This is a genomic window from Psychrobacter sp. ER1 (assembly GCF_048631835.1).
Lineage (GTDB): Bacteria > Pseudomonadota > Gammaproteobacteria > Pseudomonadales > Moraxellaceae > Psychrobacter.
Genome location: NZ_CP184640.1, coordinates 2405473 through 2423214, shown reverse-complemented (window position 1 = coordinate 2423214; position 17742 = coordinate 2405473). Strand labels below are relative to the sequence as shown.

Below are 17742 nucleotides of genomic sequence, written 5' to 3'. Positions count from 1 at the left end.
ATAAAAAGTTGTTGCGATATTGCATTCAAAATATGCAAACACCTTATTTTGAACGCAAGACTGCTACAAATTTTTCCTGCTGTGCGCCTAAGCGCATTAGAGGATATAAAAATTCGTCTCAGTTTTTTATTTAGATCGTTGTAGCGAGCGGGCTATGTAACACTTGTGATAACCCGCTCCATGATTAGAAATGATGGTTTAGAAGAAGCCCATTTTTTTAGGGCTGTACGATACCAGCATGTTTTTGGTTTGCTGATAGTGGTCGAGCATCATTAAATGGTTTTCACGTCCGATACCAGATTGTTTGTAACCACCGAACGCCGAATGTGATGGATAAATATGATAGCAGTTGGTCCATACGCGGCCTGCTTGGATACCACGTCCGAAGCGATATGCCTTGTGTACACTACGGGTCCATACACCAGCGCCTAAACCATACAAGGTGTCATTGGCAATCTGCATGGCTTCGTCATCGTCTTTAAAAGTAGTCACGGCAAGGACGGGTCCAAAGATCTCTTCTTGGAACACGCGCATGTCATTAGTGCCCTCAAAGATAGTTGGCTTAACATAATAGCCGTCTGCTAGGTCGCCATCGTGTTTGGCTTGATCGCCACCGACTAGGACTTTTGCGCCTTCTTTTTTACCGATATCAAGATAAGATAAAATCTTCTCCAACTGATCTGAGCTGGCTTGCGCACCAATCATAGTCTCAGTATCGAGTGGGTTGCCCATTTTGATGGCCTCGACACGGGCGATACAGCGTTTGATAAACTCATCATAGATGCTCTCATGAACGAGTGCCCGCGATGGACAGGTGCAGATTTCACCTTGGTTCAGTGCAAACATCACTAGACCTTCGACCGCTTTGTCCAAGAAGTCATCGTCCTCATCCATAACATCGGCAAAGAAGATGTTAGGGCTTTTGCCACCAAGCTCTAACGTCACTGGAATGATGTTTTCGCTCGCGTACTGCATAATGAGGCGGCCAGTGGTAGTCTCACCTGTAAAGGCAACTTTATTGATGCGCGGATTTGACGCAAGTGGCTTACCCGCTTCGACCCCAAAGCCATTGACGACGTTCAGTACACCCTTTGGTAAAATATCAGCGATGCCGATGGTCTCTAACATGAACAGAATAGAAACTGGCGTTTGTTCGGCTGGCTTTAGAACGACACAGTTACCAGCAGCAAGGGCAGGTGCTAGCTTCCATACGGCCATTAGGATAGGAAAGTTCCAAGGAATGATTTGACCGACGACACCAAGTGGCTCATGAAAATGATAAGCCACAGTGTCTTCGTCAATCTGACTGATACCGCCTTCTTGTGCGCGAATGGCGCTGGCAAAATAACGGAAGTGATCAATGGCTAGAGGGATGTCGGCTGCGAGTGTCTCACGAACAGGTTTGCCGTTTTCGTAACATTCGGCAATCGCAATCGCTTCTAGGTTGGCTTCCATGCTGTCAGCAATTTTGAGTAACAAGTTGGCACGTTCAGTAACACTGGTCTTGCCCCATGCGTCTTTGGCAGCATGCGCCGCGTCTAGGGCTTTTTCGATATCGGCTTCTTTTGAGCGGGCTACTTGGCAAATAGTTTTACCATCGATGGGGCTTGTGTTATCAAAATACTCTCCATCGATAGGAGCGGTCCACTCACCATTAATAAAGTTATCGTATTTTTCGCGGAACTGAACAGGGCTACCTTCCGTATTGGGATTTGCATACAGCATGAAACACTCCTTGTTGTGTTGTTTGTTTTATCGGATAATACAAGCGCAATTTTATCTATCCTAATATCTGTTATCGCAAAACAATATCAGTTGATGTTGTGATTGATTAACATCAATTGCTCTCTGTACACGTTCCATACTACTGGGCTTCTGCTGATAATCATACTAAAATTTTATAATGACTGATGAGTTAACACATAACAGGAAGTTTGCTTTAATGGCCATGATTTTATTGCTGTAAAGCCTAGAATGCATAGGCTTGGTATTTATGATCAAAGCAGATACTTTACGGACAAAATTAAAAGATAAGCTATTGATTTTTTGCATTTATAAAAAATAAAGCATTTTTTATCTATATTCTATTGACAATTGTTTATTTTATTGTCGATACCTCAAGGTTGCACAGCCCGCAAATTTTAGGTGATTTTAGGCAAATGTTGCGTTTTTTTCCATTATGATGATGGTTTTATTATTCTCTTTTTTCACATTACTGGCTGGTTTGAATCTATGCGTCAATCTTCTGCTCTCGATATCTTAAAAACAGGTCAAAATGTCTTTTAACGGGCTCAGCAGGCTCAGGTAAGACCTATACGCTCAATCAATATATTGATTATCTACGAGCTCGCCGTGTGCCTGTTGCGGTGACTGCCAGTACCGGTATTGCTGCCACACACATGAACGGCACAACGATTCATAGTTGGTCGGGTATTGGTATCAAGGATGAGCTGTCTGATCGAGATTTGACAAATTTATCACGCAAGCAGTTCTTAGCAGACAGACTAAAAGACACGGCTGTGTTGGTTATCGATGAGATATCAATGCTACATGCCAAGCAGCTTAACTTAGTCAGCCAAGTGCTCAAGCATATTCGCAAAAATGACAAAGCGTTCGGTGGTATTCAGGTGGTAGTCGCAGGAGACTTTTTTCAGCTGCCACCGATTGGCAGTAAAGGTGAGACGAATCGTGAAAAGTTTGCCTTTATGTCCGAAGCGTGGCTCGATGCCAAGTTCCATATTTGCTACTTGTCTGAGCAGCATCGTCAAGTCAGCGATGCAGCCAATGGCGGTCTGGATTTGGATGACATCCTTAACCAAATCCGCCGTCAGGAAGTAACCTTTGAGGCGATTGCTGCTTTAGAAGCGACGTATGACCAAAGTGTCGATATCAAGCGTACTCGGCTGTATACCCATAACCTCAACGTCAATAAAATCAATGACAAAGAACTGGCGTCTCTAGATGGCGAGATGATGCGTTTTGAGGCGACTGCAACGGGCGATAGCAAGCTGGTTGAGACGCTAAAAAGACCGTGCGTACCCAAGACGAGCTGATTCTCAAAGTCGGCGCCAAGGTCATGTTTATCAAAAACAATGCTGAGCTTGGTGTCTCTAACGGAACGATGGGCGAGTTGATTGGTTTTGCTGCTGTCAAAATAGATGATAAAGACAGTAGTGACGCGTTAATCGAAGACGATAGCAGCGATGACGTTGATGAGGATGCTGCTAGCGAAAAAACGACAAAAGGTAAGAAGTCTGCTGCTAAAAAAGATAAAGAAAAACCAAAGTCGAAGAAACCAACGACCCAAAAAATGCCTGTCGTGCGGCTTAATTCAGGACGAGAAGTCATCGCTGAGCCTGAAGAATGGATTATCGAAGATGAAACGGGTGACGTGCTGGCAAGTTACTTACAAGTGCCGCTCTGTCTGGCATGGGCGATTACCATTCATAAGTCACAAGGCATGACCCTCGATGCGGCTGAAATCGATTTGTCGCGTACTTTTGAGTTGGGACAAGGCTATGTAGCATTATCACGCCTCAAATCGCTATCAGGTCTACAGCTGCTGGGTATGAACGACATGAGCTTGCAACTTGATCCATTGGCTCGCGGCGCAGATAAGCGGTTTTTGGTACTGTCTGAAGAAGCGGATGCCAACTATGCGATGCTAGATGAAGAAAGCATGCAGCAGGCACATGAAAAATTCGTGCTGAAGTCAGGTGGGACATTGAGCAAGTCGGTAATCGATGCTTACGCCACCCTACAAAAGAAGCGACGCGAACAACAGCAAGCGAAAATCGATAAAAAACAGAAGTTAGGCAATCAGGTCTCTGACAAATCAGACAGTACCCTACTTGCGACCAGAGTGTTGTTAGAAGAGAGTTTGACCATTGCGGAGATATCACAAGCGCGTCAGTTGTCACAGTCGACCATCATGCGTCATATTGCTGACCTAAAATCACAAGACCCAAGTCTTGCCTGCGATCATCTGCGTCCAGATGATGAGGTAATGACAGCCGTTGGCAATGCCTATGTCGCTATTAAAGTTGCTAATAATCCAAATGACTTCAATGATGACGGTAGCATCAAATTGCGTCCGATATATGATCATCTTAAGCAGAGCATTGACTACAACACCATTCGCCTCGCATTGATTTTTATCACCCCATAGTTTTGCTGCTTATAATTTTATTGCCTATAACTTTTACCATTAGTTTTATAGGCTTTATTTTTGCTATTTCTTAATATTCAGCAATCATTAGCGCACTCAACGTGATAACGCTCAGTTTTTACCCTCATTTATAGCGATACCCTTTATGTCCAATGTTATGCCTGATTTTTCGAGCGCTACTTATCAATTGACGTCTGACCCAATAGCGGCGACGTTCCGTACCACTGGTGAGCACACACAGCCACTGAGAGTCGCTATCAATGGCTTTGGTCGGATAGGGCGCAATGTACTTCGCGCTTTGTTAGAGCGCTTTGAAGTGTTGGGTCGTGCGATTCATGTAGTGGCAATTAATGACTTAGCGCCAGCGGATATCTTGCTGCATTTATTGAAGTTTGACAGCACACATGGCCGCCTCAGTCGATTAGGGGTCAATGCTGAGATTGTAGAGAGTGAGTCAGTTGATACGAGCAAGACTGAGCTCTGTCTGACCAAAAACAATCTGACTTACTGCATCAATATGCTCTCAGAGCCCAATCCACAAAACCTACCTTGGCAGTCGCTAGGGGTCGATGTGGTTTTAGAGTGTACTGGGCATTTTCGCTCGTATGAGCAAGCGACGCTACACATCCATGCAGGCGCACAGCAAGTAATCATCGGTGCCGCGCCATTTGATGATGTGGATGCCTGTATCGTCATGGGCGTGAATACCGATGCGCTCACGCTTGAGCTACCGATTATCTCTAGTGTTTCTTGTACCACGCAGGCATTGGTGCCGTTGATTGATACGCTAGATAAGGCGTTCGGTGTGCAGTCCGCCATGATGACAGAGATTCATGCAGTCACTGCCGATCAGACAGTGCTGGATCAAGCACATCGAGATCCAAGACGGGCACGCGCTTCTGGCTATAATATTATCCCAACGACATCCAGTAGTATCGCTGCGACAGAGCGGGTGCTACCAGCCATGGTCGGCAAGATAAATGGGCATTCGATACGGGTGCCCACTATCGACGTGGCTGCGATTGATGTCACCTTTGTGTTTGATACGCCAGATGTCGATGTCGAGACAGTGCGAGAAGTACTTAAATCTGCCAGTCAGGCGCATTTGCATGACATTATGGCTTATACCGATGAGCCATTGGTATCTAGTGATTTTATCCATCAGACTGAGTCGCTTATCATTGATGGTCAGCAGCTTATGCAAGTGGGTGGTCAATATAAGGTTTTTGCATGGTATGATAATGAATGGGGTTATGCCAATAGGTTGCTCGATATGTGCTTACATCTGGCCTCAAGCAAGCGATAATGCACCAATTTACAAGTATTCGAAAATTAATTGAATTTTTTAGTTTAGGGGCTTGCATTATAAAATGATATCTATATAATGATGCACCAATGGAGACGTGGCAGAGCGGTTGAATGCACCGGTCTTGAAAACCGACAAGGGTTAATAGCCCTTCGAGAGTTCGAATCTCTCCGTCTCCGCCAAATTCGAAAAAGCCCCAATCAGCAATGATTGGGGCTTTTTTTATGGTATTGATAAAAATGTTAATTAGTACCTTCTATAAAATCCTCAATAGTAGGTTGTACTGCTACTTCACCAGTGAGTTTTCAAATTCGATTGTCTGATCATCTACTAAGGTAAGCGTGCCTTTGTTAATCTCGATAGTGATGCCACTAGCATTTTTGATAGCGCGCATGACATTGATATCCTCAATACTGCTTTCAATAATGATTTTGCCGGACTGTTCTGGGGCGATAGGTGGATCAAACGTTGTCAAAGGCACATTAAAGTTTTTGCCCTTTGTCAGGTTGGCATCCTTCATGGTCAGCGTCCCTTTAAAGCTTTTTATCGCGCCTTTGCCATGATTGGATAGCATAAACTGCATTTTGACTTGATTTAAGCTATCGCTATCACTGGTTTTCACTGGGAGCAGGGCGACAGGATACATCTGTGCAGTAGCGTTCGCCGCCTGACCTTTGACGATTGGGCTTTTCTTGCCTGTTGGGTTGTTTGGATGCAGACGTTCATATTCACGCTGTTGTATTAGCGCTTGCTTGATAGTGGTACGCGGCATGGCTCCTGATTCATAAGCGTCGCTCAATTTCATACGCAGCATATATCGGCTGAGTACTTGTTGATCGGCCTCAGACAACTGCTCAAAAGTTTGTCCTAGCTTTTTTGCCATTGGTCTGAATCTGTCGGTATGGTTGTTTTACTTGGATCAGTCTGCGGCGATGAGCAGCCAGTCGCAATCACTAGTATTGCTACCGTCATGGTTGAAAACAAAGTTTTGTTGAAACGCTGATGTAAGCCCGTCATCGTACCCCTCCTTGCAGATCTTTATTATGTTGAAACCTTATGAATAGTCGCGACTATATCCTTAATATACCTTGTTTAAACATCTGTTGTGTTTAGTTATGGCTAACTACAGTCGCAAATATCGCAGAGTACTTAAAAACATACTTACTGTAGATTAAATGTAAGAAGGGCGTAACAAGAGGAGAGTTAGAGAAAGATCAGTAATGCTTTAACTTTTATAACAGCCACAAAAAAGACCAAGCTCGCGTTAGCAAACTCGGTCTTTTTTATTTTAAGACTATCTAGCAGCGATACTATTCATTAGTAACGACACTATTAATTGTTTAATCGTTGTCTTGTAATTCAGATAGCGGATGAGTGATGTTGTTATTATGCGTTACTACAATCGCTTCATCAATAATATGTTGGCTAACGCCGCGCTTACGTAGTGTTTCGATGAATACTTCATCATGGGCAAGCGTATAATCCTGATGGTCACGATCTAAGCCCTGACGAATATAAAGACGAATAAGCCCTTGAATGCGCTTAAAGCCCAAGTCTGATGACGTCGTTTCTAATAGACCAATCATTTCTTCAGACAAACGAATACTAATCGGGCGCATGATCTTTTGCGGATGATCAGAAAACTTATTTTTATACGTACAGGTATCATAATAAACCATTACTTTTAGTGAGTAAGAGCGAAGCACTCAAACAAAAACGAACCCAATCAAAACTAATCTTACCATACAACAAAAATGTCTAAAAGAACACCACAGCCGTGCTAATATTATTAGAAGTAAATATAAAAGACACAGCAATAAAAAAACCTCCATCAAATTATGATGAAGGTTTTTAGTATATGGCTCTCCAACCTGGGCTCGAACCAGGGACACACGGATTAACAGTCCGTTGCTCTACCAACTGAGCTATTGGAGAATAGCTGGTCATAACAGCAAGTCATTGATGCTTTATATTAAAGCAGTTAATTAGCTTGTTTGCGTTATGTGGGGCACATTTTAGCCAAGTCACTACAGGCTGTCAACCTTATTATGCGTTTAATTATAAATATTATCGCAATTATTGAAAATTAACGCCAATCCCTTATCAGATAGGCTATTTCAAGACAGAACTCAATAGAAAATGACGATAAATGTGTTTTAAAAATAAAATGTGCTTTAGAAATACAAGTTATTTTCAGAAAATTTTTTATGGCGCATGGACAAACGATAAGAATATGGAACTAGACGTCAATTCGGCAAAGTAAAACTGGATTTAAGGCTTTGTGTTTTTGAATACAAGGGTGGTGCGATACCGTTTGACACAATAAAGTTGCAAGACAGCCCTTCACATTGGCAGTAGATTTCTATAAAATACCGACCATGTGGTTTCTTTGCTATGTTTTTTCATAGCATGCGTTGAACGAAAGCGGGTGTTCTAAAGATGAGTCCTACTACTATTGCTTATGGTTACTTAGCCATTGCCATCATTTGTGAAGTGATCGGCACTACTTTTTGATGAAGTCAGAGCAGTTCACCCGTTTGGTGCCAACTTTGATGATGGGCGCGCTCTATGCGGTTTCATTTTATCTAATGGCTCAGACGCTTAAGACCATACCGCTAGGTATTGCGTACGCGCTGTGGGGCGGACTCGGAATCGTACTGACATCACTTGCTGGTGTGGTGCTATTCAAGCAAAATCTTGATACAGCAGCAGTGGTCGGTATCGCGATGATCGTCGGCGGTGTTGTTGTGATGAACTTATTGTCTAATTCTGTGGTGCATTGATATGGAAAATGCTTATAAGCGTAAAAAACAGCCAGAAGTCATTCGTCGTGCGTTGTTAGATCAAGCAGCACGTATCACATTGGAGCAGGGCTTATCTAAAGTGACTTTTCAGGCGGTCGCTGATGCGGTTGGGGTGACAAAGGGTGGTGTGATGCATCATTTTTCTACCAAAAACGCACTCGTGCTAGAAGTCTTCAATGATGCAATGGCTAAGTTTGAGGCAGAAGTAAACGCAGCAATGGCTGACGATCCTGTTAAGTACGGTTCATTTACCCGCGCTTACATAGACGCCACCATCAGTCTCGGCGAGCAAGGGCAGGAAGAGTACGATAACCAAGCGACCTTATATGTGCTGATGCTAGGTGATAGTGAGCTGCGTGAGTTGTGGGCTAAGTGGGCGAACGAGCAACTCAAAAAACATGCAGCAACGGATAATACCGAGACATTATGTATGGTTCGCCTTGTCGCTGACGGTATTTGGCTCTCAGACTTTTCAGGTATCGATATCGCAGACAAACAGTCATTACGTGATCGCCTGATAAAAATGACGCAACAAGACTTTGATTCATAAAATGACGCTGTTTTATAAAATAATTTTTATTTCACTATTTAAAGACTAAATTTCTTAAAGACTAAATTTCGAAACTTAACTAACGACGACACTATTCGGCCTGAGTACCTTTATATAGCTACTTTTGCCAATCGTCCTAAGGAGAATTTATGACTGATATTAATAATTTGACAGATATTATCGATTTAGACCAAGTACAAACAGCCTATATCAACGGTCGCTATCTAGCGGTAGATGAATCGCTGACGACTTTTGAAGATATCAATCCAGCCACTGGTGAAGTATTGGCAACGATTCAGCAAACCAGCAAAGAGCAGATTGATGAAGCCGTAAAAGCCGCACATAAAAGTCAAAAAGTTTGGGCGGCGATGACAGCGGTCGAGCGTGGCCGCATTTTATCAAAGGCTGTTGAAATATTGCGTGCGCGCAATGATGTGCTCGCCCTACTTGAGACCAAAGACACGGGTAAAGCCTACTCTGAGACAAAGTATGTCGATATCGTGACTGGTGCTGATGTCATCGAGTACTATGCAGGGCTTGCGCCAATGATTGAAGGACGTCAGATTCCATTGCGTGATACTAGCTTTGTCTATACTCGCCGCGAGCCTCTTGGCGTGGTCGCAGGTATTGGCGCGTGGAACTATCCTATTCAAATCGCGATGTGGAAAGCGGCACCTGCACTGGCTGCTGGTAATGCGATGATTTTTAAACCATCAGAAGTGACGCCATTGACGGCACTAAAACTGGCAGAAATATTGACCGAAGCTGGATTGCCAGATGGTGTGTTTAACGTCGTACAAGGTAACTATGAAGTGGGTCAAGCGCTAACCGATCACCCAGATATCGCAAAAGTATCGTTCACGGGTGGCGTACCGACTGGTAAAAAAGTCATGTCGAGTGCAGCAAGCTCATCTCTAAAAGACGTAACTTTAGAGCTTGGTGGTAAATCACCTTTAATCATATTTGATGACGCAGATATCGATACCGCTGCTGACATCGCTATGATGGCCAACTTCTACAGTACGGGTCAGGTATGTACCAATGGCACACGCGTATTCATCCCTAAAGCGTTACAAGCTAAGTTTGAGCAAGCGATCTTAACTTGTGTTGAGCGTATTAAGCTAGGCGACCCTATGGATGAGAACATCAATATGGGTCCACTGGTTAGCTTCCCGCACATGGAGCGTGTGCTTGGCTATATCGAGCAAGGTAAAAAAGGCGGCGCGCGTTTGCTAACAGGTGGCGAGCGCGTTACAACGAACGAGCTTGCAAAAGGCGCATTTGTCGCACCGACAGTATTTACTGATTGCACGGACGATATGACTATCGTACGCGAAGAAATCTTTGGCCCAGTGATGTCGATATTGACGTACGAGACCGAAGAAGAGGTCATTCGCCGTGCCAATGATACTGATTATGGCTTGGCCGCTGGGGTTGTGACTGCAGATCTAAAACGCGCACATCGAGTCATCGCTCAGATCGAAGCTGGCATCTGCTGGTTGAATACGTGGGGCGAGTCGGCAGCACAAATGCCAGTAGGCGGGTACAAGCATTCTGGCATCGGCCGCGAAAAACGGTATCGAAGCGCTCGAACACTATACTCAGACCAAATCTATCCAAGTAGAGTTGGGTGCGTTTGAATCTGTCTTTTAATCAATCTTATTGAGAAAAACGAAGCCAGTAAGGTTGCTTATCAGCTTTTATTTAGCCTTTTAGTAGACCTTACTGACCCTAAACGATTTATGTTTTTTCAATATTATGGAGTATGTTATGACATCAACCACACCTGAGTATGACTATATTATCGTCGGAGCAGGCTCAGCAGGAAATGTGCTGGCCACACGTCTGACCGAAGATGCCAGTGTTAAAGTACTGCTGTTAGAAGCAGGTCGTCCAGACTATCGTTTTGACTTCCGTACCCAAATGCCAGCTGCGCTTGCCATGCCGCTACAAGGCACGACTTATAACTGGGGTTATAAGACAGATCCTGAGCCATATATGAATAATCGTGTCATGGATTGTGGCCGCGGTAAAGGGTTAGGTGGCTCATCATTGATTAACGGTATGTGCTATATCCGTGGTAATGCGTTAGATTTTGATGATTGGTCTAAAATAAAAGGACTGTCAGACTGGACGTATTCTGATTGTTTGCCGTACTTCAAAAAGCTAGAAAACTGTGACGCTGGCGAGAACGACTATCATGGGGTGGGCGGTCCTGTTGAAATGACTACCTCAAAGCCAGGAGTTAATCCACTGTTCCAAGCTATGATTGAAGCGGGCGTACAAGCTGGCTATCCACGTACCGAAGATCTAAACGGCTATCAGCAAGAAGGTTTTGGTCCGATGGATCGATTCGTGACGCCTAACGGTCGCCGTGCATCGACGGCTCGCGGCTATCTTGACCGTGCCAAACCACGTAGCAATATTACGATTTTGACAGGTGCATTGACTGACGTGATTTTATTTGACGGCAAGCGCGCTGTCGGTGTCAAAGTCGAGCACGAAGGCCAGTCCAAAAATTTCCATGCCGCTCGCGAAGTGATTATCTCATCTGGTGCGATTGCCTCACCGCAACTACTGCAACGTTCAGGTATCGGTCCTGGTCAATGGCTAAAAGATGCTGGCGTGACTGAAATATTGGATCTGCCAGGTGTCGGTAATAATTTACAAGACCATCTAGAGCTATATATGCAGTATGAATGCAAACTGCCAGTGTCAATCGCGCCTGCCAATAAATGGTGGAATAAGCCTGCGATTGGTGCAGAATGGTTATTCAATGGCACAGGTCTTGGTGCGTCTAACCAATTTGAAGGTGGCGGCTTCATCCGTACGGATGAGAAGTTTACCCATCCAAATATTCAGTACCATTTCTTGCCACTAGCTGTACGCTATGATGGCCGCAGTGCTGTTAAATCGCATAGCTTCCAAGCACACGTCGGCTCATTACGCTCACCAAGCCGTGGCCGCGTTAAGCTAAAATCACGTGATCCGAAAGCACATCCAAGTATCTTGTTTAACTATATGTCGCATGATCAAGACTGGCAAGAGTTCCGTGCTGCGATGCGTATCACGCGTGAGATCATGCATCAGCCAGCGCTTGATCCTTATCGTGGTCGCGCAATTGCACCGACCGATGATCTGGTCACCGACGCCCAGTTAGATGAATACGTACGCAATCATAGTGAGACGGCTTATCATCCATCTTGTACCTGTGCGATGGGTGAAGATAACGATTCGGTAGTAAACGGCGAAGGTCTGGTACATGGTATTGATGGCTTGCGAGTCGTCGATGCGTCTATCATGCCAAACATTATTAGTGGTAATCTCAATGCTACAACTATTATGCTCGCCGAAAAAATTGTCGATAAGATGAGAGGCGTACAGCTGCCACGTTCAACGGCAGATTATTACGTGGCCAATGGTGCAGCGCTGCGCTCAGAGCCAATGCGCGATTATCTCTCGACGGTGTAGGCTGTGATATAAGCCTGCATACAGGTTACTGAATAAATAATGATATGAGAAAATTTTAACCAAAAGGCCTTTCCAAGTAGAGGCCTTTTCTATCAGCGCTAACATATTAGAATAATGAATACCGTTCAGGTTGAATTTGTTTATAATTTTATTAGCTTTTTATTTATTGGTACTGCTTTGTCCGTCATGCGGTTGGTTCCACGTTATACGGTTATAGATCATCAGTCTACTATTAGACGATGCCGGACAAAGCAATATCGGACCCTGTTTAATTTATCTATTGAGGTCTTTTATGTACAGTTCGCCATCACAAGATGTGACGAAACCTCTGACCCTAAACAAAACCGTGTTTATGGGCTCAGCTATTATTTCTATTTTATTGATAATCTGGACCATCGCTTTTCCAGATTATAGTGAGGCCTTGTTGAGCGCGAGCATGACTTGGGTATCAGACAAGTTTGGCTGGTATTATATGTTGGTGGTTGCCGCTTATAGTATCTTCGCGTTGTTTGTTGGTTTTTCTAAGTACGGTGATATAAAGCTTGGTCAAGACCACGAAAAAGCGCAATTTCCATTTTTAGCGTGGGCGGCCATGCTGTTCTCAGCGGGTATTGGTATTGACCTGTTGTTCTTTGGTGCCTCTGAGCCTTTGATGCATTATTTGACCCCTCATACAGGCCTAGAGCCTGCTAGTGCTGAGGCCATGCGTGAAGCGCTTGCTCAGACCTTCTTGCACTGGGGTCTACATGGTTGGGGTATTTATGCACTAATCGGTATGGCGCTGGCTTACTTTGCTTATCGCAAAAACATGCCACTCGCGCTACGCTCGCCGCTAACACCGATATTCGGTGAACGCTTAATCAAAGGTTGGTTAGGCGATGGTATTGATACCTTCGGCGTCGTCTGTACGTTGATGGGTATTGCGACCAGTTTGGGTATTGGGGTATTGCAGGCCAATGCTGGCTTGACCCATGTGTTCGGTATCGAATCTAGCAAAACGGTTCAGGCGCTCATCATTGTAGGTGTTGTCGCTGCCGCAGCTATTTCTGCGATGACAGGTGTCGAAAAAGGCGTTCGTCGTCTATCTGAATTCAACATGCTGTCGTCAATACTGTTGTTGCTTGCCATATTGGTTATGGGCAATACGGTGTATCTATTAAATACCTTTACTCAAAATATCGGTCAATATTTCCAAACCATCATTTATAAAACCTTTGACGTTTATGCTTATGACGGTGCTGCTGGTGCCGAGTGGAAATCTTGGTGGACGATATTTTTCTGGGCATGGTGGGTTGCTTGGGCACCATTTGTAGGTCTATTTATTGCACGTATTAGCCGTGGCCGTACATTGCGCGAGTTTGTATTTGGCGTGATGTTTATTCCGCTTGGGTTTATTTTTGCATGGTTCTCTATCTTTGGTAATTCAGCGATAGACTTGGTTGCCAATGGCGCAACAGAGCTGGGTGAAATTGCGGTCAATGATGCGGCAATGGGCATGTTTGCGCTGTTTGAATACTTCCCTTACAGTGAAGTATTGTCATTTGCTGGTGTGGTTATTGGTCTTATTTTCTTTGTGACTTCTGCTGACTCAGGCGCGTTAGTACTAGCGAACTTGAGCTCAAGAGGTATGACCAATGATACCGATGCTCCTGTTTGGTTACGTCTGTTTTGGGCAGCAGCCACTGGTCTTATTACGTTAGGACTGCTATTTGCAGGTGGTTTTGCCTCATTGCAATCTGTTTCTGTCATTGCAGGTTTACCATTCTCTATTATTCTTGTGCTCTACATGATGTCTATGTGGAAGTCGCTAAAAGAAGAAGGCAATAAGCGTAAAGCAAGTACAATCGGCACGGCAAATGTGTTGGACAGTGGGAAGAGCTGGAAAGCGCGCTTGCAACGTATTGTGAGTTTCCCAGGACATGCACAGGTCGAAAAATTCTTGCATACGGTCGTCATGCCAGCAATGTCTGAGGTCGAAAAAGAGTTTAAAGCAGGTGGTCTCAAAACCTCGTTAGATACCAAAAACCTTGCTAGTATCGGTGAAGGTATCGATGCAGGCATGGACCAAGACAGTGGTCAGGTAGATGGTCTAAAACTGCGTGTCGGTCATGGCGATGAAGATGACTTTATTTATGAAGTCAATCTAATTAAAGCTCATCGTCCTAACTTTACATTGAGTACATCTACTAAGCACGCAGAGTACTACTACCGTGCGGAAGTGTTCTTAAGCGAAGGCTCGCAAGAGTATGACTTGGTTGGCTACTCAAAAGAGCAGGTATTGGTTGATATCTTAAATCAGTACGAGCGTCATTTGCAGTATCTGCATTTAGAGCGTTAATCAGACACACTTTTTAAGTAAAACTATTAGTAAAAATGTCCCCATAAGTTGAACGCAGCTTATGGGGTTTTTTTATGAATAACTATTTATAAATAACTGTCGTTTAAGTTGAAGATGTATCCCAAATAAGTGGCAAACAAGCACCGAAAATATAAGGTAAAATTCATTAAGATTAAATTGATCGACTAATATGCTGCAACGTATTAGCAAAGGATACACTTGTGACCAAATTAAAGTACATAGCACATTACTCAGAGCAGATTCAGACTCAAGCTACTCAGCTTGTAACTGATGGTAAATTAGGCGATTATCTGGAAAAAAAGTACCCGAATCAGCATCAAATCCAAAGCGACAAAGCGCTCTATCAGTATATAAATGAGATAAAAACCCAATACATGCGTAAGATTGGTCAGCTATCAAATGTCAGCTATAGCAGTAAGCTCAAGGTTTTAAAACATGCCCTAGGTATCCATACGACGCAATCGCGCGTACAAGGCAGTAAGCTCAAATCGCACAATAGCATCACGGTAGCCAGCCTATTTAAAGACGCGCCGCCAGAGTTTTTGCGCATGATAGTGGTGCACGAGCTTGCCCATTTCAAAGAGCATGAGCATAACAAAGCGTTTTATCAATTATGCTGCCATATGGAGCCTGAGTATCATCAGTTTGAGTTGGATACTCGACTGTGGTTACACTGGCGAGAGTTGTAGCCCTAATATAGTCAAGTCTATATACATCCGCTACATCGTCATCCTCGCTAAGCATACTAATGTATAACTTGCACTCGGTTGCCTTGTACTACTTTTAAATTGAATCGACTATAGTATGAATAACAACCTTAACAACCTTAACAACCTTAACAAGGTTCATAGTGATGTTAACAACAGCCACATAAATATCGTGTTCTTCTCTGTAGCAATCATCTGAGCCGCTAGGGCGTGTCCTCAATTCAATTGATCATATCTAAACGGGCTAAAAATGGCTAAATTTTGCCAAACATCGTTAAATAGCTGGTTAATATCCCGATATTATCTGCGCTATTTTCCTTGTTTGACTGCAATTTATCTCATTTTTATCACCATTTTTAAAATGAGGACACGCCCTAGAATTACGTTATAATCCTAACCACACACGATATAGTCTATGAAAGGTTGTAAACAATGATTAATACCAAAATATATAAAGCCATTTACACCTTAGCTGAAGAGTTATTAGAAGCAGATCGCAGAGGCAATCAAGAAAAATTTGATTCGCTGTATGCTGAACTAAACGCCATTTGTACCGATAATGAAGGCACTGACAAAGACCACCCAGAACAATGGGAAACGCTCGCTGACTTCACAGAAGATTTGGACGCAGCACTGGTGATTTATGACAAAGCACTGGCCAAGGCTACTGCCATTAACTCAAAAGACCATATGTCATCGATTGCTTTTTCTATGGCGGTGCTACAGCTTGAGACAGGCGAAAAAGAAGCCGCTATCCAAAGTCTACAAAATGCTAAAGTCACAGCCAATAAGATCGAAGACAAAGAGTTCAAGGTTGAGATCGATGAGATGCTTACTAAGCTATTGGCAGAGTAGTTTGGTTTATAGTCAATCCTCTATAAATTGGGGACGGTGTCAGTCTGGCTCAGCCTGCTATTTGTAGTACTTTCGCTCGGCCTCCTTGTATCCAAGTTATATTGAACCGACTATAAATAGGGTAATCCGATATGCAAGACATACCTGTGGTAATCGTTGGTGGTGGGTTGAGCGGATTATATGCCGCCTTCTTATTAGAGCAAAAGGGCATAGCGTATATACTGTTAGAGGCGCGTGATACCTTGGGTGGTCGCATTGCAGTTGCTAAATATTCAGATGCGCCTGCTACTAATAACAGTACTGATATCGATCAAGCAGAATCAAGCGCGGCGTTTGATTTAGGACCGTCATGGTTTTGGCCGGATTATCAAACGCAGTTAAGTAGTCTGATTGAATCGTTAAATTTATTACGTTTTGCGCAGTTCGAAGAAGGCGATATGATGGTTGAGCGCGCTGCCAATCAGCCACCCGTGCGTATGCAAGGTTATAAAAGTGCACCACCTTCTGTGCGTCTAGTCGGTGGTATGGCCGCGTTGACTGATGCGCTATATGCTCGCTTAGATGCTAGTTGCATTATGACTAGTCAAACCGTACAGCAATTAAACAGGACGCCTCAACATATCGAAGTACAGAGTGAAGATACTTCTGGACATGTGACCACGTTCCGTGCGCAGCATGTGCTACTTGCGTTACCGCCTCGATTGGTAGAAGGTCGGATAGCATTTCAGCCAGCGCTACCGCAAGAATTAAGTGAACAGTGGCGCGAGACAGCCACTTGGATGGCGCCTCATGCCAAATACGTCGCTATTTATGAATCACCATTTTGGCGAGATGCTGGTTTCTCGGGTGCCGCGCGCAGTGCAATAGGGCCACTTACTGAGATACATGATGCCTCGACATTAGAGAACGATGGGGCATTGTTTGGCTTCTTTGGTGTTCCTGCTCAAGTACGTCAAAGCGTTTCTGATACGGTACTAAAAGAACATTGCCGTGCGCAGTTAGTGCGACTATTTGGTGATCAGGCAAGTACTCCAAAAGCTGAATATCTCAAAGACTGGGCACAGGATCCATTAACAGCGATGCCCGCTGATGCTAGCGGTAACGGTCAGCATGCAGTAGCACCGCCGTCCAAGCCAAAAACAGGCGTGTGGCAAGACTGTCTAATAGGTTGTGGTAGTGAGTGGTCAGCACAGTTCCCAGGCTATGTCGCTGGGGCAATTGATGCAGCAACCGTCGCTGTACAAAGCTTACCTGCTACCATTTTGCGCCAGTAGCTATTAGGGTGCTGTTATAAGTTATTTTAAAGGCCATCCAACATGACTAAGAAAATTCATCATCCAATAGGATAGTCGATGAATGATTCGCTCAAACAAAAAACTTCTCACAAAACCACTTGGCTGGTGCCTTTCGCTTGTCTACTGGCAGGTGGGGCACTCACTGGTATCTCAACCAATGTGGCAAAGTACGCTATCGATGTCGGTCTGACCCCATTAGGGTTTTTGTTCTAGTCGATTACTGGTGC

11 protein-coding genes, 2 tRNA genes and 4 pseudogenes are annotated in these 17742 nt (G+C 44.1%); 12 read left to right on the top strand and 5 right to left on the bottom strand.

The window, feature by feature from the left end; translation table 11 throughout:
* Nucleotides 1-198 precede the first annotated feature (198 nt).
* Complete coding sequence (locus ACOBWA_RS11255) at nucleotides 199-1725, bottom strand: aldehyde dehydrogenase family protein (RefSeq protein ID WP_420229401.1); 1527 nt, start codon at nucleotides 1723-1725, stop codon at nucleotides 199-201.
* A 507-nt stretch (nucleotides 1726-2232) separates the two neighbouring features.
* Here ACOBWA_RS11255 and ACOBWA_RS11250 point away from each other — a divergent pair.
* From ACOBWA_RS11250 to ACOBWA_RS11240, 3 genes and pseudogenes are all read left to right on the top strand, one after another.
* Nucleotides 2233-4168: pseudogene (locus tag ACOBWA_RS11250) on the top strand (AAA family ATPase).
* Nucleotides 4169-4325: 157 nt separating this feature from the next.
* Nucleotides 4326-5474 (top strand): type I glyceraldehyde-3-phosphate dehydrogenase, encoded by a 1149-nt coding sequence (locus ACOBWA_RS11245; RefSeq protein WP_420230765.1) that lies wholly within the window; start codon nucleotides 4326-4328, stop codon nucleotides 5472-5474.
* 91 nt (nucleotides 5475-5565) lie between these two features.
* A tRNA-Ser gene (locus tag ACOBWA_RS11240) sits at nucleotides 5566-5656 on the top strand.
* 104 nt (nucleotides 5657-5760) lie between these two features.
* Here the strand turns inward: ACOBWA_RS11240 and ACOBWA_RS11235 are convergent.
* From ACOBWA_RS11235 to ACOBWA_RS11220, 4 genes and pseudogenes are all read right to left on the bottom strand, one after another.
* Nucleotides 5761-6357: a hypothetical protein gene (locus ACOBWA_RS11235; protein WP_420229400.1), complete on the bottom strand. Its 597-nt coding sequence runs from the start codon at nucleotides 6355-6357 to the stop codon at nucleotides 5761-5763.
* On the bottom strand, nucleotides 6342-6491 hold the full coding sequence (locus ACOBWA_RS11230; protein WP_420229399.1) for a hypothetical protein: 150 nt from the start codon (nucleotides 6489-6491) through the stop codon (nucleotides 6342-6344). The genes ACOBWA_RS11235 and ACOBWA_RS11230 overlap by 16 nt, the downstream gene beginning before the upstream one ends.
* 323 nt (nucleotides 6492-6814) lie before the next feature.
* A pseudogene (locus ACOBWA_RS11225) lies at nucleotides 6815-7143 on the bottom strand (CopG family transcriptional regulator).
* 190 nt (nucleotides 7144-7333) lie between these two features.
* A tRNA-Asn gene (locus ACOBWA_RS11220) sits at nucleotides 7334-7409 on the bottom strand.
* Nucleotides 7410-7913: 504 nt separating this feature from the next.
* Between ACOBWA_RS11220 and ACOBWA_RS11215 the strand changes: the two are divergent.
* The 9 genes and pseudogenes from ACOBWA_RS11215 (at nucleotide 7914) to ACOBWA_RS11175 (ending at nucleotide 17728) form a co-directional block, all read left to right on the top strand.
* Nucleotides 7914-8257 (top strand): annotated as a pseudogene (locus tag ACOBWA_RS11215) (DMT family transporter).
* Between the two features lies 1 nt (nucleotide 8258).
* A complete protein-coding gene (locus ACOBWA_RS11210) occupies nucleotides 8259-8828 on the top strand; it encodes a TetR/AcrR family transcriptional regulator (protein ID WP_220456015.1) in 570 nt (189 codons plus the stop codon).
* A gap of 149 nt (nucleotides 8829-8977) precedes the next feature.
* A pseudogene (gene betB, locus ACOBWA_RS11205) lies at nucleotides 8978-10481 on the top strand (betaine-aldehyde dehydrogenase).
* 117 nt (nucleotides 10482-10598) lie between these two features.
* Nucleotides 10599-12299 (top strand): choline dehydrogenase, encoded by a 1701-nt coding sequence (betA, locus tag ACOBWA_RS11200; RefSeq protein WP_420229398.1) that lies wholly within the window; start codon nucleotides 10599-10601, stop codon nucleotides 12297-12299.
* 292 nt (nucleotides 12300-12591) lie between these two features.
* Nucleotides 12592-14637: a choline BCCT transporter BetT gene (gene betT / locus ACOBWA_RS11195; RefSeq protein WP_191114027.1), complete on the top strand. Its 2046-nt coding sequence runs from the start codon at nucleotides 12592-12594 to the stop codon at nucleotides 14635-14637.
* 221 nt (nucleotides 14638-14858) lie between these two features.
* Entirely contained in the window at nucleotides 14859-15347 is a 489-nt protein-coding gene (locus ACOBWA_RS11190; protein ID WP_420229397.1) for a M48 family metallopeptidase, read from the top strand.
* A gap of 450 nt (nucleotides 15348-15797) precedes the next feature.
* On the top strand, nucleotides 15798-16220 hold the full coding sequence (locus tag ACOBWA_RS11185; RefSeq protein ID WP_057761099.1) for a hypothetical protein: 423 nt from the start codon (nucleotides 15798-15800) through the stop codon (nucleotides 16218-16220).
* Between the two features lie 131 nt (nucleotides 16221-16351).
* Nucleotides 16352-17494 carry a flavin monoamine oxidase family protein gene (locus tag ACOBWA_RS11180; protein ID WP_420229396.1) on the top strand — a complete coding sequence of 381 codons (1143 nt, stop codon included), beginning with the start codon at nucleotides 16352-16354 and terminating at the stop codon, nucleotides 17492-17494.
* A 78-nt stretch (nucleotides 17495-17572) separates the two neighbouring features.
* Nucleotides 17573-17728: a hypothetical protein gene (locus ACOBWA_RS11175; protein WP_420229395.1), complete on the top strand. Its 156-nt coding sequence runs from the start codon at nucleotides 17573-17575 to the stop codon at nucleotides 17726-17728.
* The last annotated feature ends 14 nt before the right edge of the window (nucleotides 17729-17742 follow it).

Excerpts from the sequence above, each read along its gene's own strand:
- ACOBWA_RS11255 (WP_420229401.1), bottom strand. The coding sequence starts at position 1,725 with ATGCTGTATGCAAATCCCAATACGGAAGGTAGCCCTGTTCAGTTCCGC.
- ACOBWA_RS11245 (WP_420230765.1), top strand. The coding sequence starts at position 4,326 with ATGCCTGATTTTTCGAGCGCTACTTATCAATTGACGTCTGACCCAATA.
- ACOBWA_RS11235 (WP_420229400.1), bottom strand. The coding sequence starts at position 6,357 with ATGGCAAAAAAGCTAGGACAAACTTTTGAGCAGTTGTCTGAGGCCGAT.
- ACOBWA_RS11230 (WP_420229399.1), bottom strand. The coding sequence starts at position 6,491 with ATGACGGGCTTACATCAGCGTTTCAACAAAACTTTGTTTTCAACCATG.
- ACOBWA_RS11210 (WP_220456015.1), top strand. The coding sequence starts at position 8,259 with ATGGAAAATGCTTATAAGCGTAAAAAACAGCCAGAAGTCATTCGTCGT.
- betA (WP_420229398.1), top strand. The coding sequence starts at position 10,599 with ATGACATCAACCACACCTGAGTATGACTATATTATCGTCGGAGCAGGC.
- betT (WP_191114027.1), top strand. The coding sequence starts at position 12,592 with ATGTACAGTTCGCCATCACAAGATGTGACGAAACCTCTGACCCTAAAC.
- ACOBWA_RS11185 (WP_057761099.1), top strand. The coding sequence starts at position 15,798 with ATGATTAATACCAAAATATATAAAGCCATTTACACCTTAGCTGAAGAG.
- ACOBWA_RS11180 (WP_420229396.1), top strand. The coding sequence starts at position 16,352 with ATGCAAGACATACCTGTGGTAATCGTTGGTGGTGGGTTGAGCGGATTA.
- ACOBWA_RS11175 (WP_420229395.1), top strand. The coding sequence starts at position 17,573 with ATGAATGATTCGCTCAAACAAAAAACTTCTCACAAAACCACTTGGCTG.